This window comes from Chryseobacterium sp. sg2396 (assembly GCF_042610505.1).
In the GTDB taxonomy this organism is placed as follows: Bacteria; Bacteroidota; Bacteroidia; order Flavobacteriales; family Weeksellaceae; genus Chryseobacterium.
This window is the reverse complement of record NZ_JBHGAQ010000007.1, coordinates 48,430-68,496: the sequence shown is the minus strand read 5'-3', so window position 1 is coordinate 68,496 and position 20,067 is coordinate 48,430. Positions and strand designations below refer to the sequence as shown.

Genomic DNA, 20,067 nt, shown 5'->3' with positions numbered 1-20,067 from the left:
TAACTTTTTTGAATAATGAATACAAAGAATAATTTCATTGCAGTTGCTATGAAATATAATAAAATTGTCTTTCTGCTTATCTCAGCCTTGATCATTTATGGAGTCTATGCACTTTTCAAGATGCCGAAGCAGGAATTTCCGGCTTTTACCATAAGACAGGGAATCGTAGTAGCGGTTTATCCCGGAGCAACTTCTGAGGAAGTAGAAGAGCAGGTGGCAAAGCCTTTGGAGAATTATCTTTTCACATACAAGGAGATTAAGAAAAGCAAGACGTATTCTCAGTCCAGGGATGGGATGTTATATATTTTTGTGGAGCTTAACGACGATATCAAAAATAAAACCGAAGTCTGGTCTAAAATTAAATTGGGTTTGTCCGATTTTAAGATGAAATTACCCTCAGGAGTTCTTGCGTTGGCTGCAAATGATGATTTCGGGGATACTTCTGCATTGCTTATTGCATTGGAGTCTGACACTAAGACGTATCGTCAGATGAGATTATACATGGAAGATCTGGAAAGCCGGCTAAGAAGTATAGAATCGGTTTCCAATCTCAGGAGGTACGGCGAACAAAACGAGCAGATCAGTATCTATGTAGATAAAGAAAAAATTGCAAGTTATGGCCTTAATATCTATAGTCTGTACCAGACCTTGGTGGCGAAAGGTTTTGTGGGACCCGCAGGCAAAATTGATAATCAAAATCTTTCAATACCTGTTCACATAGACCGGCCTTTTACCTCAGAGTATGATTTGCAGGAGCAGATCATCTATTCCGATCCGACGGGTAATCAGATCCGTTTAAAAGATGTGGGGAAGATCGTCAGAGAATATCCTAAGGCCAATACCTATACCTTAAACAATAATCATAAATCACTAATTCTTTCTACAGAAATGAGAGAAGGATATAATATTGTGGATTATGGTAAATCGGTAAATAAGGTTCTGGAAAAATTTGAAAAAACATTACCCAATGATGTAAAGGTTTTCCGGATAGCAGATCAGCCTCAGGTGGTAGATCATTCCATTCATACGTTTTTGGAAGAATTGGGCATTGCTATTCTTGCGGTGGTGCTGGTAACCGTAGCATTGATGCCTCTGAGAGTAGCTGCAGTTGCAGGCTCTACAATTCCGGTGAGTATATTTATCACTTTAGCACTCATGTTTGTTTTTGGAATCGAGCTTAATACGGTAACATTAGCTGCACTCATCGTAGTTTTAGGAATGATAGTAGACAACTCCATTGTAATTCTGGATGGGTATCTTGAAAAATTAGATGAGGGCATTCCCAGAAAAGAGGCAGCAATACAAAGTGCCGGAGAATATTTCAAAGCGGTTTTATCTGCAACCCTAGCTATTGGGATTACCTTCTTTCCTTTTTTGCTCACCCTAACAGGGCAAATGCGGGATTTCGTAAGTGCATTTCCCTGGACTGTTTTGCTGGCATTAGGAGTGTCTCTTGCGGTTGCCATATTATTTGTGCCTTTCTTGATGTATATTTTCATTAATAAGGGACTATACAACCCGAATGCGGATCCTTCAAAAAAAGGAAAATCTGTGATGGACAGAATACAGTCTGTTTATGATTCCCTATTAGAAAAGATTTTTAAATTTCCGAAAATATCTTTTGCAGTGGGTACTCTTGTTGGATTATCAGGAGTTGCTCTGTTTTTAAAGGTTCCTTTGAAACTGATGCCTTTCGCGGAAAGAAATCAGTTTGCCATAGAAATTTTTCTGCCTAATGGAACTTCCATCAATGAGACTGAAAAAGTAGCCCTTGATCTTCAGAAAGAATTAAAGAAAGACAAAAGGATAACTTCCCTTACCTTATTTATGGGATCGGGATCGCCAAGATTTCAGACCACGTACGCCCCCAAAATAGGAGGTTCCAACTTTGCCCAGTACATTGTAAATACAGAAAGTGCTGAAGCAACTGTTGATATTATGAATGAAAATGCCACGAAGATGGCCTATCGCTATCCTAATGCTTTTGTGAAATTCAAACAACTGGACTACCAGGCAAATGTAGATGCTGATTCCGAAATACGTCTGACAGGGAACAATATTGCTGATCTTAAGATGGTAGCTCAAAAACTGGAATATGAATTGAAAAAAATGGATACTCCACTTAGAATTTATACGAATTATCAGGAACCTTTGCCTGATGTGAGAGTAGCATTGGATCCTGTAGAATCAAACAGATTAGGAATTAATGAGGGAACTTTGGGAGTAAATTTAGCATCAAGATTCGGGGGAATTCCTATTACTTCTATCTGGGAAAAAGATTATAATGTTCCGGTAGTTCTTAAATCAAGCACCAGCGGTGACAGTCTAAAGCCAGGAGACGTTCAAAACGAATATGTTACCGGTCTGTTTTCTCCTGCTGTACCGCTTCGCCAGGTGGCAAAAGTGACTACAGGAATAAATGAAGGCCAGATCGTTAGAAGAAATGGACTAAGAACTTTATCTGTGTACATTGATTATAAAAGAGGAACGCGAATAGATTCTGAGCAGAAAAAGGTGGAAGCAATTGTTGACAGAAATCTGAAAGAAATCAACGACAAAAACATTATGCTAACGTATGGCGGAACCAAAGAAAACACGGATGAAACCTTGCCGAAAATCGTAGCCGGCCTGTTGATTTCTGTTGCTATTATCTATTTCATTCTTGTTTTCCATTTCAGAAAAATCAAATTGGCATCATTGGTATTTTTATCCACTGTATTTTCCTTCCTGGGGGCAGCATTGGGATTGCTGATTATGGATATGGAATTTAGTATGACTTCAGTGTTGGGATTGGTCAGTCTTATTGGGATTATCGTAAGGAACGGCATTATTATGTACGATTATATAGAAGAGCTTCGTCACAGAGAACACAGAACGGTAAAAGAGGCCTGTATAATGGCAGGAGCAAGAAGAATGCGTCCTATATTACTAACCTGTCTTGCAGCTTCAATGGGAGTTGTACCCATGATCATCAGCAATAGTGCGCTTTGGGCTCCAATGGGAACTGTCATCTTCTTCGGAACATTGATCTCAATGGGCTTTATCCTTACAATGCTCCCTCTTCTCTACTGGATGACTTACAGAAAAGAAGAAAATCAAAGTTCAGAAATAATAGAATTAGCTTAAAAAATGAAAAAGTATATCATAAGTAGTCTGTTTTTAATGCTGGCAAACGATGTTTTTTCACAAAATATCACCTTGCAGCAAGCTAAAAAAAGCACTTTGGAAAATAGCAACCTCATAAAAAACAGTTCTCTCCAGGTTGAGGAGGCTGAGGCATTTAAAAAAGAAACTCGAACTAATTATTATCCGAAAGTCAGTGCAATGGCCTTTGGAATGAAAGCGGTCAATCCTCTTTTAAAGCTGAAAATCGAAGGCGGAAATCTCCCTGTCTATGATGGCAATCCTGCAAATCTTCTCACCGCAACCGAGTTTGCGTACATGCCGGGAATTAATATGAACTTTTTACAACAGGTTGCAGGAGGAGCTGTTACATTAGTTCAGCCCATATATGCAGGAAACCGGATAAAGACAGGAAATCAACTGGCTGATATTAATCTTGACGTTAAAAAGAAACAGCAGGAATTATCTGATAAAGAAATTCTTTATAAAACAGAAAAAGAATTTCTTCAGATTATAAGCCTCAGCGAAAAGGAGAAAACACTTACGGGATATGAAGAATTTTTGGATAAACTCTCAAAAGAAGTTCAGACTGCCGTTAAAAGCGGTGTAGTCATCAAAAATGATTTACTAAAAGTAACCGTAAAAAGAAGTGAACTGAAACTCAAAAGGACTCAGCTCGAAAACGGAATTGCATTATCAAAAAAACAATTATGCCAGACCACTGGTATTCCTTATAATGATAATCTTGTACTGGAAGATCAGTTAGCGGTAATTAATCCTCCGGAATCTTACTATATTTCCGAGGACGAAGCGGTAAAAAACAGGCTGGAATACCAGATGCTGGAAAAATCTGTGGAGGCTTCCAAATTACAGACTGAACTGAAAAAGGGAGAAGCCAGACCTTCTGTTAATGTAGGTTTGTCCGGATTTTATCTGGATCCCATCACCAGGAATATAGATAGAGCTTTCAATGGAATGGCTTTTGCCGCAGTAACGGTACCGATTTCTAACTGGTGGGAAGACAAACATAAGGTCAATCAGCTAAAAACAAAAGAGAAGATGGCTGAGAATGATTTGAAAGAAAATACAGAGTTACTGAAAATACAGATTGACAAGGCCTGGAGAGATCTTCAGGAAGCTTACAAAAGCATTCATTTGAATGAGGAAACGCTTGTGCAGGCATCGGAGAATAGCAGAGTAAACCAACAAAGTTATAAAAACGGACTATCCCAAATGTCTGATTTATTGGAAGCTCAAGCTCAGGTAAATGATACTCAGGAAAAACTCATAGATTCGAAAATAAATTATCAACTGGCTATTTCCTATTATTTGCTGGTATCCGGAAGATAATGATATTGTTTTAAATAAGACACGATCTGTTAAAATATATTTGTAAGTATCTATAATCACAATACGACAAAATCTGTCATGATGATTTGATTGGTATCCCATCTCAGAAATGGGAAAAATGGGTTTTACATCGTTTCAAGTATAAAAGCATGAAAATCATTATATGCAGATAAAATGTAGAAGCCAAAATCTGAAGAAAAATAAAAATATAAACTTTAAAAAAGTCGTTCAAAATGGAAAAATTAAAAGACAAAGTAGCCTTTGTAACCGGAGCAGGATCCGGCATCGGAAAAGAAGTAGCATTATTATATGCTAAAGAGGGAGCAAAAGTAGTGGTATCAGATATCAATGATGATAATAGCCAATCCGTAGTAGATGAAATTTTAAAATCAGGTGGTGATGCCATCTACGTAAACGCCAATACCGCAGTTCCTGAAGAAGTAGAAGCACTGGTTGCAAAAACGGTGGAAAAATATGGCCGGTTGGATATTGCGTGCAATAATGCGGGGATTGGTGGGAAAATCAATCCTGCAGCAGAACAAAGCATTGAAGATTGGAAAACTATTATAGATATCAACCTGAACGGTGTTTTTTACGGCTGCAAATACGCTACACAACAGATGCTGAAAAACGGTGGCGGTGCAATTGTTAATTTGGGCTCAATCCACAGTATTACTGCTGTGCCAGGTTCGGTAGGCTATGCGGCTGCCAAGCACGGGGTATTAGGGCTTACGCGAAATTTCGGAGTGGAGTATGCTGCACATAATATCCGCATTAATGCTGTTGGGCCAGGATACATCGATACACCGTTATTAAATGCGCTAGACGAACAAGCCTACAAAACTTTAGTGACCAGACATCCTATCGGACGTTTAGGAAAAGCGGAAGAAGTGGCAAATTTAGTTCTGTTTTTGAGCTTAGATACCTCTACTTTTATCAATGGTGGTTACTATACTATTGATGGGGGCTACACAGCAGTTTAGACTAGAGAAAACCGGAAGTGAGGACATAATAGCAACAGCTCATCTGGCAGTTAAATTCTCCAAGATAAAAAAGACTTAATACTTTTAAGTACAAATATACTGAAAGGTTATGCTACAAATAGAGCAGGGAAAAAAACAGAGATAATAAAAAAAGTAGTTGTCTCAAAGTAAACTGCCTTTTTATGCAAAAGTGTCCCGTCCGGATCACAAATCCTGTAAATCATTTTTACAGGATTTTTTTTGTGCTGCGTCTATATTTAGATTCTGCAAGCCGCAATGCTTATTATAAAGGCTTTTTGGGGTTACTATCAAAACCTTGGGACCAGGAAAAAAGTTTAGCTAATCTGAATAAGAAAGGAAGTTCTGTTTTTTACTCCCTGGAGCTGCATTCTGAAGTTTTTTATTTTGGCATTGAATGATTCTGAGATAAGTTACAAAACCTGAAATCAGGCGTAAAATTGAGGGCTTGAGCAATGCTAACCACCGTATTTTTATAGTATTTTCAGTTTGTATTTTTTCAATCCTTTTTAGGTCTGATATTTGCACTGAGTAGGAAAAATCAATTCGACTGTTATTTATTTATGAAAAACATATCTGTGAAAAAATCATTTCTTTCTGCCCTGTGCATAGCATTCATGCTGCTTTCCTGTAAAAAGGAAATGGAAAAGATCAATGATAAGATCAAAGACACATCATCTTCAGTACTGGATCAATCTGATGAAAAGCAGGATTCAGTTATTGCAAAAAAAGATTCTGTAGTTCAGAAAGAATCTATGCCGCCAGCCATGCAGGAGGATGGTTTCTACAATGCGTTTATTTTCCCAAAAGATAAAAAAATGAAAGATTCGCTGTTCGCTGTTTTCAATAAAAAATATTCAGCAGGAGAGCGGTATGCCATCTTTGCCCTGAACCGTCTCGATTCTAAAAATAAATGGAATGCAGATACTTTGGTAGTTCCGGCAAAAATCGATACGACACTGATGGAATATGCACCGTTCCCAATGCAGCTTGACGTATTGAGCCCGGTGAAGAAGTTCGTCGTATTTTCATACCCTATTCAGGCATTCGGTGTTTATTCAAACGGAACGCTGGTAAAATGGGGTCCGACCAGTATGGGGAAAAAAGCTGCCAAAACAAAAACCGGCCTTACTTTTGCCAACTGGAAAAAGCAGCTGGCTATTTCTACCGTAAGCAGCGAATGGAAACTGCCGTATAATTTCAATATCTTTAATCTTGACGGGATTGGATGGCATCAATATGACCTTCCGGGTTATCCTGCATCACATTCATGTTTACGCCTATTGATGAACGATGCAAAATGGCTGTACAACTATGCTGATACCTGGGTGCTGAATCCGGGAGGGGCCACCACAAAAGCCAAAGGAACACCGGTTCTCGTATATGGCGATTACGGTTGGGGCAAAAGAAAACCATGGAGAAGACTTCTGAATGATCCTAATGCCAATAGTGTTTCCGTAGAGGAAATGACTAAAATGATCGAACCGAACATCGAAAAAATCCTTAAAGAGCAGGATAACCGCGAAAAAGTGGTTGATTCCATCAAAGCGGCAAAAGCTGTGTTGGAACAAATGCCGCAAACCACTAAAACCGTAGCACCTTAGTCGTCCGTTTTTTCAAACGGAAGGGTAGATTCTTCTGCAAATTTTCTGAGCTTATGCATTTCATCTTTACCTTTGTGCTGTCCGAAACGGGCGGCGGCATAGGTAAGCGCGATGAGGCCCAACATGATAAAAGATGCTGTAAGAGCCCAGGGATATTCATTGCTTTTAATCTGTTTTTCCACATAATACATGGAAAAAAATACCATCCAGAGTATTGAGAAAGAAAAGTAAAGGAACATAAAGAATGTCCATACGGCGGAACTGGGACCGAACACGCCCCGTACCGAAGTTTTTTCGTCTTCGGTTTCTATTCTTAGCGATAATCTCGGTTTCCAATAGGTTTCATATTCCGTTTCCACACAAATCGTTGCAACTTCCTTATTGATGTTTCCCGAAAATTCATCCCGGTGTTCTGCCAGGTACTTTTTCAGGTTTTCGGCATATTCTTCTTTTGTGAGATTTGTGAACATGGTAAATCTGGGTCTGGTACGGATTTTATCTAATGTTGTTTCTTCAGTATTCATATTATTCTTGATAGGGTATTGGGTCTTCCAGTTTAAAGGTAAGGGTTAAGGGTTTATTTTTTCTTTCGATCAGCATTACTATCGTTCTGCCTTCTTCGGATCTCATCAGCTCCATAATTTTCTGTAAAGTCATATCAGCAGTTTTCCTGCCATTTATGGTGATCAGCCTGTCGTCTTTCTGCAGGCCGGCTTTTGCACCCGGTGAATCTTTACGTACCCCGGCGATGGAAAATATAGGTTTCAGAACAAAATTATACTGAAGGTTATTGTTAATAACTTCCGTGCCTCCGGCAGGGCTTCCTTTGCTTTTAGAGGGAAGGCTGATGAGATCTTTTGTCCATTCCATACCGTCCTGCTTAAAATCAAGCCCGCTCATATTGAAATGAAAAGGATCGTTGAAATTCCTGCTTTTCCTCAAATATAGCTTTTGGTTCGGATAATCGAAGGCTACCGTAAAGCGTCGCATAATATCCCCTCCGATAGAGCCTTTCCGGTTTTCTACCATATTGACGTGCTGGATCGAAAATTCGTCAGGCATTGCGGTAAGCGGTTTTTCAAAAACAAAATTTCCCAGGTATAAATGATGGATCCGGCTTCGTTTCCCATAAACGTCACCATTGAATCCTCTTCCCAGATAATCGTCAATATTCGGACGGTTGTATATAAAATCTTTAATGAGTGCCGGAAAAAGCCAGATAGGATCACTATTCCCCAGGTCTATCAGTAATTTTGAATTCTTTCTTTCTCTGGTCATTTCCACATCGGCAAGCAGATAAGGTTTGTTTTTTTCAATTGTGATGTCAATCTCTTCAAACCTTTTAATTTTTTTTCTGAATATATCTTCATGATGATATACGGTGATTTTCCTGTTGTAATAATCGATGACGATCGGATGGTTCTTGAAAAAATGATAACCGATAATGCCATTAACCGGAATGCCGACGTGAGAGGAAATATTAAAGTCCTGTTCGGTAATAATGTAAAGAGTGGCAGAGCGGTTTATAAAATTTTTTCCGATCCGGGCGACATTATTGTCTGAACGGAAACCGTCGATGCTTGCCGTTCCTCCCAATCCCGAAAATTTAATCTTTTCCACATTCGGAAGGGTCAGTTCCTGGTTTTCAAGGCTGAAAATAGAGGTTTCCGCTACGCCCGTATCCAGCATAAAAGTAAGATCCGCACCATTAATATTAACGGGGATGAAAATTAAATTGGCAATAAGTTTAAAGGGAATAACTGTTTTTTCGGTATCTTCAAGTTCAAAGGAATTCTGGGCATCCGTAAAAATGCTGAAAAATAGCAACACAAAAAGATACTTCAGTTTCATCTACTGAATTTAATCATTTTATCTTTATCCCAATAAAAAAACATTCCCAAAATGGAGAATGTCTGAATGTTTTGCAAATAATTAAATGAAATGTTGAATTTTCTGTAAACTCATTTGGTGAAGAATTCCATCAGGTCCATATAATTCTTCTGGTTTACCCCATGTCCGCTCATGTATTCCCTGAATGTAAAATAGCAGCTGAGGTCATACAGCAGTTCCGCCGCTTTTCTTCCCCATTCAAGAGGGATAACGGCATCATCAGTACCGTGGGAAATGAAAAAGCGGAGTTTTTCCAGCTTTTTCTTATCATTTACAATATCTGTCAGTAGTTTTTCTTCGGGATAGCTGCTTAGGCAGGCTATCAGATTAAACATTTCAGGATAGGTCAGGGCCAACGCATAACATAAAATTCCTCCCTGGCTGAAGCCGCAAAGGTGAGTTTTACCCTCGGTAATTCCGTAGCTGTTAACGATCTTAAGAATGCTTTCAAGCACACTGTTCAGAGATTCCTTAGCCTGAGGGACATCTACAAATTTTTCAGGATTGTTAAAGTCGATATCATACCATGAGAAACCTTCAAATTGAGTCTCTCTCGGAGCCCTGAAGCTAATGATGATCCAGTCTGCCGGAAGGGTTTCCCTGAAGCTGAAGAGGTCCTGTTCATTGCTTCCGTAGCCGTGAAGCATAAATAGTATGGTGGTATCGGGGGTAATAAGTTCCGGCTCTCTTACGATGTAATCTAAATTCATGGTGCAAAGATAATTAATAATGATGTATTAAAACCTGATCGTGTAAAAATGGGACCAATCAGGATCTTCTGACAAACTGTCTGAAATCAGGTGGTTAGCCGTTTAAATAGTTAAAGAAAAAATTCCGTTCCAAATATTTATTGAATTGATATTTTTTGGAAATCTTTGTTGGAAATTTTACATAAAAGTTATTTTTATATTGATAAAAAACCTATATTTGAACCATTAAAAATCTATTTGGAGAAATGAAGCAATTTTACAAATCAAAAAGTTTATTAAGACTTTCTTTTTTATTCGCTGTACTATTTTCGGTAATTTTTGTGGTTAACTCTTGTAAAAAAGATGATGACAACGGATACACGGACCATATTATCAAGTTTGAAGCAAAAATAAATACCAACGGCCCGAGTCCTGCTCCAAGCCCTGCTGTACTGGGAACTTTTAAAACGGTAGTAACGCAGATCGGAACAGGACAGAGTACTACATTCAATCCTACCGGAACAACATGGTCGAGCGGTGATATGTATGTAAGCTCTAGCCAGTCTCAGCTTAATTTAGCAGCAAATGCTACACTTCCTTATTCTGATTCAGAATTAATCGTTACCATCTATGTAGACGGTGAAGTGGCTAAGACTCAGAAAGTAATCGGAACAGGTGACAAAAGCGCAGCTGTTTTCTACAGTTTCTTAGAATTATAAGATCATTTATTAAATTATATCAGGGCCATCTTCACGGATGGCTTTTTTGTTTTGACTAAAAAAATTACGGGCGCAACAGTAAAATGTCGCGCCCGTATTATATGTTACAGAAAGCCTAAATCAGATTTAACGTGAATCTGGATATATTTATTTGTTTCCGGTCGATTGTTGAAGTGAGAGATTGCAATTGGAACTCAGATTGATAAATCAGGGGTTCAAGTAGATTTCCTTTTTATATAATAACAAATGATCTCATTTGATAATGAATACCTTTGGAATTAAAGTTGACCAAAATAAACTCCCAGCATCCAGCTTACCTCTTCCGACCTGTTAATCAGGTTTTTATTTCGAGTTCACGTTAGATAACCTTTACGATAAAATAACTTTTCTTCCCTTTCTGAAGAAGTAAAAACTTACCGTCGATAAGATCGTTTTCATTGGCTGTATAAGCTTCATTGATTTTCTGCTTATTCACCGAAATGGAATTTCCTTTCAATTCTCTGGCCGCCTCACTTTTTGATTTCAGGAACCCCGACTTTTCGGAAAGAAGATCCACGATATTGATGCCCAGCACATCGGTTTTCGCTATTTCCTTCTGTGGAACACCGTCAAAAACTTCAAGGAACGTTTCTTCATCCAGGCTCACCAGATCTTCAGCAGTAGATCTTCCGAAAAGAATTTCAGAAGCTTTCAAAGCTTTTTCATACTCTTCTTTTCCGTGAACCCAAACCGTTACTTCTTCAGCCAGCTTTTTCTGAAGCTTTCTTTCATGTGGGGCTGTTTTATGTTCCTCGATCAGTGCTTCGATTTCCTCTTTACCAAGGAATGTATAAAATTTAATGAATCTTTCAGCATCTTCATCCGTGGCATTCAGCCAGAATTGATAGAATTTGTATGGTGATGTTTTCTTTTTGTCCAGCCAGTAATTTTCGCCACTTTCAGACTTCCCGAATTTGGAACCATCTGCTTTGGTGATCAAAGGAACGGTAAGGGCAAACGCTTCTCCCTGTGCTTTTCTACGGATAAGCTCCGTTCCGGTCGTGATGTTTCCCCACTGGTCGGAACCTCCCATCTGAAGCTTTACATTATTGTTCTGGTATAAGTGTAAAAAATCGTATCCCTGGATCAGCTGATAAGTGAATTCTGTAAAGCTCATCCCATCTGCTCCCGATTCTCCCGAAAATCTCTTCTTCACGGAATCTTTCGCCATCATATAATTAACGGTAATATTTTTTCCTACGTTTTTCGCAAAATCAAGGAAAGAAATATTTTTCATCCAGTCGTAGTTGTTCACCAGTTCTGCTCTGTTCGGTTCGCTTCCCGAGAAATCCAGAAATCTTGAAAGCTGGTTTTTCAGGCAGTCTACGTAATGAAGAAGGGTTTCCTCGTCCAGAAGGTTTCTTTCGGCAGATTTTCCAGAAGGATCGCCGATCATTCCGGTAGCACCGCCTACCAATGCGATCGGCTTGTGGCCATGCTGCTGAAAATGCGCCAGGATTTTTATCTGAATAAGACTCCCGATATGTAAAGAATCTGCAGTCGGATCAAAACCGATATAGGCTGTCGTCATTTCCTTATCCAGTTGTTCATCCGTTCCGGGCATCATGTCGGCAAAAAGACCGCGCCATTTCAGTTCTTCAATAAAAGAGTTCATTATATTCTGCTTTAAAATTTAAGGTGCAAAGATAAGGAATTCAGAGGGAAGTAGGTAGCAAATCAAATCTTGCAAGGCTGATTTTATGTTGTTTTCAGTAAGTAAAAAGCATTTGACGGCAATTTTACTTCAGCTTTTAGGGAGAAAAACTTCATTTATTTTCCGTATGAAATCATTATATTTGTTTACAATGAACGACGAACAACTCTTCCAGCTTATCGGTAAGGCAAAGGAAAAAGACCAGAAGGCCCAGACCAGGCTCATCAACATCTTTTGGGTAGATGTTTTTTCTTTTGTGATGAAAAAAGTTCATGATGAAAATGATGCCGATGAAATTACGGTAAATGTTTTCTCGAAAGTACTCTCCAAACTCGATATGTACGATCCGCATTTCCAGTTTAAAACCTGGGTGCTTACCATTGCACAGAATACCATCATCGATTTCTGGAGAAAGAGATCCAGGGAAAACCAGGATCCTACCGAAAATCTGGATGAAGTAAAAAACCAGTATGCCAAATCTCCTGAAGAACTGATGATCTCCGAAGAAGAGCAGAAAAAAATTATCAAAACCATCGAGTCGCTGGATATTAACTATCAGGAGATTATCCGGCTAAGGTTCTTTGAGGAAAAAAGCATAAAGGAAATCGCCGAAGAGCTGAGAATCTCAGTCGCGAATACAAAAGTCCGCGTCATGCGTGCCAAAAAAGTATTGGCAGAAATGTTGAAGAATAATGAATTTGAAGACAATTAAAGCAATAATAAATTGATGGCCAGAAACCTAACGAATTTTTAAAAACCGTTAGATTTCATTATACACTCACAATCTGCCTGCATCAAATTACAAATAAACTTTCTCTTTTGTCTTGGGCAGAAGAATTTCCCTTCGCTTTTCCTGATTCCTGTTCTGCAGGTTTATTTTCAATCCTTTTTTTATAACCGTTTCCTTTTTGGATGGTCCGTATTCTTTTGTATTTTCAACTTCTTTCTCAAAGGTCAGCTGCCCTATTGATAAATTAAAATCAACATCCGTTGAATATTCTTCCGGTTTTCCGCTGCTTGATGAATAACCGATCAGTTCAAAACGGCCGTTTTGAAACCTGTATTTGTCGGTATATCCCCATTTCCAGCTGCTCCCTCCAGCCTGGGTAATCATTAAAATTCCCTTTTCAATCTCAGTACTTTGATAAGGATCGCCCATCATTCCTCCGTCCCCGCTTTTAAGGATGGCATTTCTGGACTTTTCCAGAATCGTCCATTTTCCATTGGCTTTTTTCAGGATCTGTATTTCACGAATATTTCCGAACTCCGTGATATCTTTTGTATTGTAAACGATTACTTTTTCAGCAATCTGATCGCCGTCCAGATCACCGTCCACCGTTTCAATCATCGTCGCACCTTTGGGCTGGAATTCTTTCTGAGCAAAAGAAAATGAACTGAACAGGATCAGCAGCAGGCAAAATATGTTTTTCATAAAATCAAATTTAAACTTAAAAATACAAAATTATGGGTTTCGTCAATCCCGGTCTTTGATTGTTTCGATAAAAAAATCACTAACTTTGACCCTCAATTTAAGAAATAAATGGAGAATTTAGTTCAGGATACAACCGTTCAGAAACCAAAATGGATTCGCGTAAAGCTGCCTACCGGTAAGAATTACAGGGAACTGAGGACTTTGGTGGACAAATATAAATTAAACACCATCTGCCAGAGCGGAAGCTGTCCGAATATGGGAGAATGCTGGGGCGAAGGGACGGCGACGTTCATGATTTTAGGGAATATCTGTACCAGAAGCTGCGGATTTTGCGGGGTAAAAACCGGAAAGCCAATGGATGTAAATTGGGATGAACCGGAAAAAGTGGCCCGTTCGATCAAATTAATGAAGATCAAACACGCCGTTTTGACTTCGGTAGACCGTGACGATCTGAAAGATATGGGTTCTATTCTTTGGGCGGAAACGGTAAATGCGGTAAGAAGGATTTCTCCGGGAACCACGATGGAAACTTTGATTCCTGATTTCCAGGGGATCACCAAACATATCGACCGCTTGGTAGAGGTAGCTCCGGAAGTTATTTCCCACAATATGGAGACGGTAAAGCGTCTTACAAGAGAGGTAAGAATTCAGGCTAAATACGAAAGAAGCCTTGACGTTTTGAGATACCTGAAAGAAGCCGGTCAGCGAAGAACCAAAACCGGTGTTATGTTGGGACTTGGTGAAACGAAGGATGAGGTTTTCCAGACCATTGAAGACATTCGGAACGCCAATGTAGACGTGATTACACTGGGCCAGTATTTACAGCCGACCAAAAAGCATCTTCCGGTAAAAAAATTCATTACTCCTGAAGAATTTGATGAATTTGGTGATTTTGCCAGAAGTTTAGGTTTCAGGCATGTGGAGAGTTCGCCATTGGTGAGAAGCTCCTATCACGCAGAAAAGCATATCCACTAGAAACACAGCGCTCCTTTTTGGAGCGTTTTTTTTGCTTTATGAATAGGTTATGGTTTTCCCACAGATTTGCTGGATTTTCACAAATGATTGTATTTATTTTTAACACATAAGTCACAGAGAAGATTTGAATAGATTGAAAATATTTCAGCACACATGAGATTAAAAATCAAAGATTTTTAAAACTTTTGCGCGCTTTTTCCAGCATCAGGTATCTAACTTTATTCTACGGCATGAATATCTTTTGTGACTTTTGCGGTAAAAAATCTTCACCGGACAGCCGTTCCATACAATTATGGTAAATCATATTTCAGCACTCTGTTTGTCATTGACTCCGTCGAATCTTCGATTTCCCGCAGGGAACTAAGTATAGTACTAGCAACAAATATAATCTCCCACAGATTTACACGGATAATGCTTGGTTTCGGGAGCCTCAACCTGACAATACGCATATATAGTTTAGTTTGAATTAAAATAGCTCATTTGTTTAAGCAGAATATAAGTTCACCTTGATATTAGCGCTATGTTGAGGCTCTTGAAGGATTTCATACGGCCTTTGACAAGGGCTCCGAGTGTCTCCACCGCGCATTAGTTTGATGCAGCACCACTGAAAATCTTAGATTTTCTTCTTTTGTGATCTGAAAATATTCCCAAAGCAATAAACTAAATCTTTTGTGACTTTTGTGGTTAAAATTTTTGAAGTTAATTGCTAGGGCTAATTCGCTATTTTACTCAAATGCTTTTTCTTAAAAGCAGAAGGCGTTTCACCAATGTATTTTTTAAACAGTTTATTAAAATAGGAGAGGCTTTCAAAACCGACCTGAAAACCGACTTCCGTGATCACTGCATTTTGCAGCAGCAGCAATTTAGCCTGATTGATCCGGTAATTATTAACAAAGTCGGTAAAGGTCATATTTGTTTGTTTCTTGAAATACCGGCAGAAAGCGGGGGTGCTGAGATTTACATTTTCAGCAATCACATTCACATTGGGAGCTTTGTCGTAATTTTCATGAATATAATCGTAGATGGTTCCCATCCGGATCTTATCGTTCAGAAACCATTTGATCCGGGTATCTTCGGTATTCAGTTCCTTTACCTCATCAGACTGGGCGAGGATCTGCAGGATTTCAATAAGTCCCATAAACGAACTGAATGAATTCTCGTTTCTCATCTCATGAAGCTTGTTCACAACAATCCGTTTTGTCTCGCCTGAAAACGATAGACCCAGGTAAGAACGTTCCAGCAGTTTTCTGATATATCTAAATTCCGGCACGGGGGAGATGTATTCCTGCAGAAAATTTTCCCGCATTTGCAGGACCAGCTGTTTGCATTCCGTCTGGATTTTATAGTCAAAATTGAGATGAGGGACGTTGGATCCGATCAGCAGCAGATCGCTGTCTTTAAAATCTGAAATATTTTTTCCTACATGACGGATGCCGTTGCTGGCTTCCACATAGACAAGTTCCGTTTCCGGATGGTAATGCCAGAAAAAGCAATTTTTAAGCGATGGTGAAAACAGCTTGAAAGATTTGCCTTCTTCAAATTCAATAATCTCCTTCTGGATTTTCATTAGGTTCTCTTTTGATTAATAATTAATTTAAATTTAATTAAAATTGTTAATACAGAACAAATTTATATCATTTCCGTTAAAGTATAACCGGTAAATTCTGTCGACTTTTGCACTTTGAAATTAGTTAAAAGGCAATACAATGAAGATTGATAAGAGAATAATACCGCTGGCCATCGGCGGACTGGGAATCGGAACTACCGAGTTTACCATTATGGGGCTGCTTCCCGATATGGCGAGAAGCCTGGGGATAAGCATTCCAGAGGCGGGACACCTGATTTCGGCTTATGCCTTCGGGGTTGTCGTCGGCGCACCAATGCTGATCGGCTATTCGGTAAAGTTTCCGCCGAAGAAAGTGCTGATCGCCCTGATGGTAATTTTTACCATATTCAATGCTTTATCGGCTGTTGCACCGGATTATACGACCATGATGATCATCCGTTTCCTTTCGGGACTTCCGCATGGTGCGTTTTTCGGAGTGGGGACCGTCGTAGCTACCAGAATGGCAGCGAAAGGAAAAGAGGCATTTTATATTTCCTTGATGTTTACGGGGCTTACTATTGCCAACCTGGCGATGGTTCCTTTGGTAACCTATATCGGGCATACTTTTCATTGGAGATGGTATTTTGCCATTGTTTCGGTGATCGGACTGCTGGCTCTCCTGTTTTTAAAACTTTGGCTTCCTGTGCTGGAAACCAATCAGGACACCCGTTTTATGGAAGAGATGAAATTTCTTAAAGGAAAACAAGCCTGGCTTGTTTTGATGATTACAGCCATTGGTTTCGGAGGTCTTTTCACCTGGTTCAGTTATATCACTCCGCTGATGACGATTGTTTCGGGGATTAAGGAAAGTCAGATGGCTTATGTCATGATCCTGGCCGGAGCGGGGATGGTGGTCGGAAACCTGGTTGGCGGATACTTGTCGGACAGGCTTAACCCTGAAAAAACCTGTGTCCTGCTGATGACCCTGATGATGGTTTCATTGGGCGGCGTTTTTTTCTTTTCGGAATACAAAATCATTTCTCTGGTATTAACCTTTATCTGTGGGGCTTTATCCATGTCGGTAGCAGCTCCGATCAACATCATGATGATGAAGGCAGCTCCGAAAAGCGAAATGATGGCGGCAGCCTTTATGCAGGCAGCTTTCAACTGTGCCAATGCCATGGGGGCTTTTCTGGGAGGGATTCCTTTGCAAAAAGGATATTCCTATAATTATCCGTCTCTGGTCGGGGTGGGAATGACGCTGATAGGACTGGTAATTGCTTTCCGGTACAAACAGTTGTATGCTTCGCAGAAGTTACATAAAAATGAAATGGCTGCAGAATGCGTTTCTTGTGATCAATAAAATAAATAAAGGCTGCTCCGGAAGGAGCAGCCTTTTTAATACATCAAACAAAAAAGACTGCCCCTTAAGAAAGACAGTCTTCCGTTGTTTTTATAATAAGCTGTTTACGCTTCCACTTCATTCCCGTTTTTGCACCAGTACAAGGCATTGTACAGGTTTCCTTTCGGGAAAGATTTAAATTCTCCCGGCATCACGACACTGAAAATATCAGTAAAGTTCTGCACTCCTTCCTTATCGGTAACAATGGCTGCCCTGTTCCACATCGTCAGGTTTTTCAAGCCTAACAAAGCATCCTGCAGCCATGCACCCATGGTAAACTTATCCAGGTCTGTATCCAGATACAATAGATAATTCAATTCGTTATACTCATTTACTTTCCTTTGTACATGAGGAAGTACAAGGTTTTCAAAGTCTTCTTTCGTCACATCTCCTATTGCGCTGAAAGCGGCAACATTCTCAGGAGCCTCTGGAATAATCGTTATCATATTGCAAATATATTATGGTGGTTGATTTTAAGTTGATAACAACAATTAAACCATCACTCCAATTTTTGTGGTATTAAAGATAATTTATTCCTTTTTAGATGAAAAAAACATAAAGATATCTGTAATCTATTTGTTTTACGATGAAAAAACCCGCAGTCGTTTCGGCCACGGGTTGCACACTCAAAATATATATGTATGCTGAAAAAAATCTCAGCTCGTATAAAATAGGTTAAAGAATTTCGTATTTCGTTTTGATGCTGTATTTCAGCTTAATATTATCGATGTTATCAAATGAATAATCTACGTTGGCATCTGCAGCTTCCATCTGGATGTTGGCTACTTTGCTTCTGAAGTTCATCGGCAGGATGGTATCGCTGGTATAATCTTCAATTTCTGTAATCTCAAGAGGCATTCCCGCCTTTTTACCGATGCTTTCCAGCAGGTAGTCGGCTTTCTCTTTGGCAGCTTTCAAAGCATTCACCTTTACGGTTTTTCTGAAATCGGCGATTTTGGTGTTCTTGATTTCGCTGATGTTGATGCTGGTTACCCATTTCTGGTTGAGGCTTTCAAAAAGATTTCCCACATCCGTTTTCTTGGTGACCTTAAACTGAAGGTTTTTTGTGAAAACTTTCACTTTGGAATACATATTCTGGTACATCGATTTGAATTTGATGTCTTCGTTTTTCACCCCATTGCTTTTCAAGATCTCGAACAGCTGTTTTTCATTGTCGGCCAGCTGGTTTTTATTATCGCCTTTGATGCCGATATTGAAAATGATCTCATCCGGTTCCACTTCCATTTCCGCTACTCCCGTTACTTCAATAAAATTTTTTTTAATTTCCTGTGCGTTGATCAGGCTTCCGAATACCAGAAATCCGATCAGTAAAAAATGTCTCAATCTCATAATTTCCTTTTTTTAATTTTAAATTTCTAAAGTAAAATTACAAAAGAATTAAAATATAAAACTGTGAGACATGGTGAAACTGAGGTTTGACTTGGTGAATATACCTGAAAAGAGCAGTATTTTACAATCAGCTACCGGTTTGTTAAAATGATCGATTTCCCGCTTCTGGTAACGAAGGTTCTAGCCTGTGAAAAGAGTCTTGTTTTAATAATAAGTGCCTCATCGTTTTCGGAAATATGATAAGGTTCTGAAGCGAAAAGAGCATCGTTAAAATAATGTTCAAACAATTTTGTCGTGCCGGCTTTATCTACCGAATAAAAATCCACTTTATAATCATGAACTCCCGTCTGGTAATATTTGTAAATAATTTTCTCGTTGGGGTCACTGGAGATAATTTTCGTTTCCATGAAATTGCTTTGCTCCAGAAAAGAGCAGTTTTGCAGGAATAAAGCGCATAAGCCCAAAAAGTAAAAGTGTTTTTTCATAATCATGATTGGTTTTAAACAAATGTACTCAATGCTAACCGGTTGACTGTTAACGGAATTTCAATTAATATTAAGATTTTGCTACGGAAGTTAAAATCTTTCATAAGCATGTTTTTAAAACAACCTGAAACGCTTTTTTTCTTTTTTTGACGCTTTCAGTTCTGCTGTTATTTTTCTTTCGGGATTTCTTTTGATGCTGAGTTTTATTTCGTAGAGTATTTGGATAACGGGTTCGTGAACAACCGGATTAATAACAAAATCGAATTCTTTGTCCGGGACAGGCTGATAATACATGGTTACGGACTTGGCTGCCGGATTTACATTGGCAAACCTGGTAAGCGCCAGTGACGAACTGTTGTAGGATTCATACGATTTATAAATTTCCGTAGGCAGAAGCGTCCTGAAGCCATCATTTACATTTTTTGTTGCGTTGGTAAAATCGTCCCCTGAAAAATACGCCAGGTTTTTCATCTTCTCCTCCAGAAGTATTTTGGCTTTGGCCATCAGTTCTTTACGGATATTTTTGATGGTGGCGGCAAAATAGTCTACCCGTACAAGATCATAAATTTCATTCTTTGATAAAAGGCCATGCCTTTTATACTGATAATCCTTATTCGTTTCCGAAATAATGAGTAGAGCAGCAATGTTGATATTAACTTCCGGATATTGGATCTGATTTCCGTAATTGATTTTTCCGGAGACTTATGGAAAAGAAAGTTGAAAACATAAGACTGAAAACAAGGGTGAAAAATTTTTCATGATCATAAAATTTAAAATTCTGCCGTAAAATTAGGTTCGGATCCCGGAG

At 39.0% G+C, this 20,067-nt stretch carries 18 protein-coding genes; 8 read left to right on the top strand and 10 right to left on the bottom strand.

Annotated elements, in window-relative coordinates:
• Nucleotides 1-48: 48 nt before the first annotated feature.
• The 4 genes from ACED20_RS09230 to ACED20_RS09215 all read left to right on the top strand — a co-directional run bounded on the left by ACED20_RS09230 (nt 49) and on the right by ACED20_RS09215 (nt 7,078).
• Nucleotides 49-3,126, top strand: a complete 3,078-nt coding sequence (locus ACED20_RS09230) for an efflux RND transporter permease subunit (RefSeq protein WP_378104247.1) — start codon at nt 49-51, stop codon at nt 3,124-3,126.
• Nucleotides 3,127-3,129: 3 nt separating this feature from the next.
• Nucleotides 3,130-4,473, top strand: a complete 1,344-nt coding sequence (locus tag ACED20_RS09225) for a TolC family protein (protein ID WP_294225725.1) — start codon at nt 3,130-3,132, stop codon at nt 4,471-4,473.
• Nucleotides 4,474-4,706: 233 nt separating this feature from the next.
• On the top strand, nt 4,707-5,456 hold the full coding sequence (locus ACED20_RS09220) for an SDR family NAD(P)-dependent oxidoreductase (RefSeq protein WP_294199886.1): 750 nt from the start codon (nt 4,707-4,709) through the stop codon (nt 5,454-5,456).
• Between the two features lie 596 nt (nt 5,457-6,052).
• Nucleotides 6,053-7,078: a L,D-transpeptidase gene (locus ACED20_RS09215; RefSeq protein WP_294225722.1), complete on the top strand. Its 1,026-nt coding sequence runs from the start codon at nt 6,053-6,055 to the stop codon at nt 7,076-7,078.
• On the opposite strand, the gene ACED20_RS09210 is transcribed toward ACED20_RS09215, so the two are convergent.
• From ACED20_RS09210 to ACED20_RS09200, 3 genes are all read right to left on the bottom strand, one after another.
• Nucleotides 7,075-7,602, bottom strand: a complete 528-nt coding sequence (locus tag ACED20_RS09210; protein WP_294232029.1) for a hypothetical protein — start codon at nt 7,600-7,602, stop codon at nt 7,075-7,077. The genes ACED20_RS09215 and ACED20_RS09210 overlap by 4 nt on opposite strands.
• Before the next feature lies 1 nt (nt 7,603).
• Entirely contained in the window at nt 7,604-8,929 is a 1,326-nt protein-coding gene (locus tag ACED20_RS09205) for a PDZ domain-containing protein (RefSeq protein ID WP_378104245.1), read from the bottom strand.
• A gap of 110 nt (nt 8,930-9,039) precedes the next feature.
• A complete protein-coding gene (locus tag ACED20_RS09200; RefSeq protein WP_294238376.1) occupies nt 9,040-9,678 on the bottom strand; it encodes an alpha/beta hydrolase in 639 nt (212 codons plus the stop codon).
• Nucleotides 9,679-9,923: 245 nt separating this feature from the next.
• Here ACED20_RS09200 and ACED20_RS09195 point away from each other — a divergent pair, with 245 nt between their 5' ends.
• On the top strand, nt 9,924-10,376 hold the full coding sequence (locus ACED20_RS09195; RefSeq protein ID WP_294225716.1) for a hypothetical protein: 453 nt from the start codon (nt 9,924-9,926) through the stop codon (nt 10,374-10,376).
• Between the two features lie 358 nt (nt 10,377-10,734).
• Here ACED20_RS09195 and tyrS read toward each other — a convergent pair whose 3' ends face one another.
• Complete coding sequence (gene tyrS, locus ACED20_RS09190; RefSeq protein WP_294199881.1) at nt 10,735-12,030, bottom strand: tyrosine--tRNA ligase; 1,296 nt, start codon at nt 12,028-12,030, stop codon at nt 10,735-10,737.
• A 190-nt stretch (nt 12,031-12,220) separates the two neighbouring features.
• Here tyrS and ACED20_RS09185 point away from each other — a divergent pair, with 190 nt between their 5' ends.
• Entirely contained in the window at nt 12,221-12,781 is a 561-nt protein-coding gene (locus ACED20_RS09185; RefSeq protein WP_294238377.1) for an RNA polymerase sigma factor, read from the top strand.
• Nucleotides 12,782-12,868: 87 nt separating this feature from the next.
• Here ACED20_RS09185 and ACED20_RS09180 read toward each other — a convergent pair whose 3' ends face one another.
• Complete coding sequence (locus ACED20_RS09180; RefSeq protein WP_378104244.1) at nt 12,869-13,501, bottom strand: hypothetical protein; 633 nt, start codon at nt 13,499-13,501, stop codon at nt 12,869-12,871.
• 108 nt (nt 13,502-13,609) lie between these two features.
• On the opposite strand from ACED20_RS09180, the gene lipA reads away from it, so the two are divergent.
• Nucleotides 13,610-14,476 carry a lipoyl synthase gene (lipA, locus tag ACED20_RS09175; RefSeq protein WP_294238382.1) on the top strand — a complete coding sequence of 289 codons (867 nt, stop codon included), beginning with the start codon at nt 13,610-13,612 and terminating at the stop codon, nt 14,474-14,476.
• Nucleotides 14,477-15,188: 712 nt separating this feature from the next.
• Here lipA and ACED20_RS09170 read toward each other — a convergent pair.
• Complete coding sequence (locus ACED20_RS09170; RefSeq protein ID WP_294238385.1) at nt 15,189-16,043, bottom strand: AraC family transcriptional regulator; 855 nt, start codon at nt 16,041-16,043, stop codon at nt 15,189-15,191.
• A 139-nt stretch (nt 16,044-16,182) separates the two neighbouring features.
• Between ACED20_RS09170 and ACED20_RS09165 the strand changes: the two genes are divergently transcribed.
• On the top strand, nt 16,183-17,385 hold the full coding sequence (locus ACED20_RS09165) for an MFS transporter (protein WP_294238388.1): 1,203 nt from the start codon (nt 16,183-16,185) through the stop codon (nt 17,383-17,385).
• Between the two features lie 104 nt (nt 17,386-17,489).
• On the opposite strand, the gene ACED20_RS09160 is transcribed toward ACED20_RS09165, so the two are convergent.
• From ACED20_RS09160 to ACED20_RS09145, 4 genes are all read right to left on the bottom strand, one after another.
• Nucleotides 17,490-17,870: an STAS/SEC14 domain-containing protein gene (locus ACED20_RS09160; protein WP_294199875.1), complete on the bottom strand. Its 381-nt coding sequence runs from the start codon at nt 17,868-17,870 to the stop codon at nt 17,490-17,492.
• Nucleotides 17,871-18,099: 229 nt separating this feature from the next.
• The gene (locus ACED20_RS09155) at nt 18,100-18,774 is read right to left on the bottom strand and encodes an SIMPL domain-containing protein (protein WP_294222723.1); all 675 of its coding nucleotides are present in this window, start codon (nt 18,772-18,774) and stop codon (nt 18,100-18,102) included.
• A 131-nt stretch (nt 18,775-18,905) separates the two neighbouring features.
• Nucleotides 18,906-19,181: a hypothetical protein gene (locus tag ACED20_RS09150; RefSeq protein ID WP_294232039.1), complete on the bottom strand. Its 276-nt coding sequence runs from the start codon at nt 19,179-19,181 to the stop codon at nt 18,906-18,908.
• Nucleotides 19,182-19,373: 192 nt separating this feature from the next.
• Nucleotides 19,374-19,763, bottom strand: a complete 390-nt coding sequence (locus ACED20_RS09145) for a hypothetical protein (protein ID WP_294264624.1) — start codon at nt 19,761-19,763, stop codon at nt 19,374-19,376.
• Between the last annotated feature and the right edge of the window lie 304 nt (nt 19,764-20,067).

Bases quoted from the DNA above. Each gene is read 5' to 3' on its own strand.
- ACED20_RS09230 (WP_378104247.1), top strand. From the start codon at position 49: ATGAAATATAATAAAATTGTCTTTCTGCTTATCTCAGCCTTGATCATT.
- ACED20_RS09225 (WP_294225725.1), top strand. From the start codon at position 3,130: ATGAAAAAGTATATCATAAGTAGTCTGTTTTTAATGCTGGCAAACGAT.
- ACED20_RS09220 (WP_294199886.1), top strand. From the start codon at position 4,707: ATGGAAAAATTAAAAGACAAAGTAGCCTTTGTAACCGGAGCAGGATCC.
- ACED20_RS09210 (WP_294232029.1), bottom strand. From the start codon at position 7,602: ATGAATACTGAAGAAACAACATTAGATAAAATCCGTACCAGACCCAGA.
- ACED20_RS09205 (WP_378104245.1), bottom strand. From the start codon at position 8,929: ATGAAACTGAAGTATCTTTTTGTGTTGCTATTTTTCAGCATTTTTACG.
- ACED20_RS09200 (WP_294238376.1), bottom strand. From the start codon at position 9,678: ATGAATTTAGATTACATCGTAAGAGAGCCGGAACTTATTACCCCCGAT.
- ACED20_RS09195 (WP_294225716.1), top strand. From the start codon at position 9,924: ATGAAGCAATTTTACAAATCAAAAAGTTTATTAAGACTTTCTTTTTTA.
- tyrS (WP_294199881.1), bottom strand. From the start codon at position 12,030: ATGAACTCTTTTATTGAAGAACTGAAATGGCGCGGTCTTTTTGCCGAC.
- ACED20_RS09185 (WP_294238377.1), top strand. From the start codon at position 12,221: ATGAACGACGAACAACTCTTCCAGCTTATCGGTAAGGCAAAGGAAAAA.
- ACED20_RS09180 (WP_378104244.1), bottom strand. From the start codon at position 13,501: ATGAAAAACATATTTTGCCTGCTGCTGATCCTGTTCAGTTCATTTTCT.
- lipA (WP_294238382.1), top strand. From the start codon at position 13,610: ATGGAGAATTTAGTTCAGGATACAACCGTTCAGAAACCAAAATGGATT.
- ACED20_RS09170 (WP_294238385.1), bottom strand. From the start codon at position 16,043: ATGAAAATCCAGAAGGAGATTATTGAATTTGAAGAAGGCAAATCTTTC.
- ACED20_RS09165 (WP_294238388.1), top strand. From the start codon at position 16,183: ATGAAGATTGATAAGAGAATAATACCGCTGGCCATCGGCGGACTGGGA.
- ACED20_RS09160 (WP_294199875.1), bottom strand. From the start codon at position 17,870: ATGATAACGATTATTCCAGAGGCTCCTGAGAATGTTGCCGCTTTCAGC.
- ACED20_RS09155 (WP_294222723.1), bottom strand. From the start codon at position 18,774: ATGAGATTGAGACATTTTTTACTGATCGGATTTCTGGTATTCGGAAGC.
- ACED20_RS09150 (WP_294232039.1), bottom strand. From the start codon at position 19,181: ATGGAAACGAAAATTATCTCCAGTGACCCCAACGAGAAAATTATTTAC.
- ACED20_RS09145 (WP_294264624.1), bottom strand. From the start codon at position 19,763: ATGGCCAAAGCCAAAATACTTCTGGAGGAGAAGATGAAAAACCTGGCG.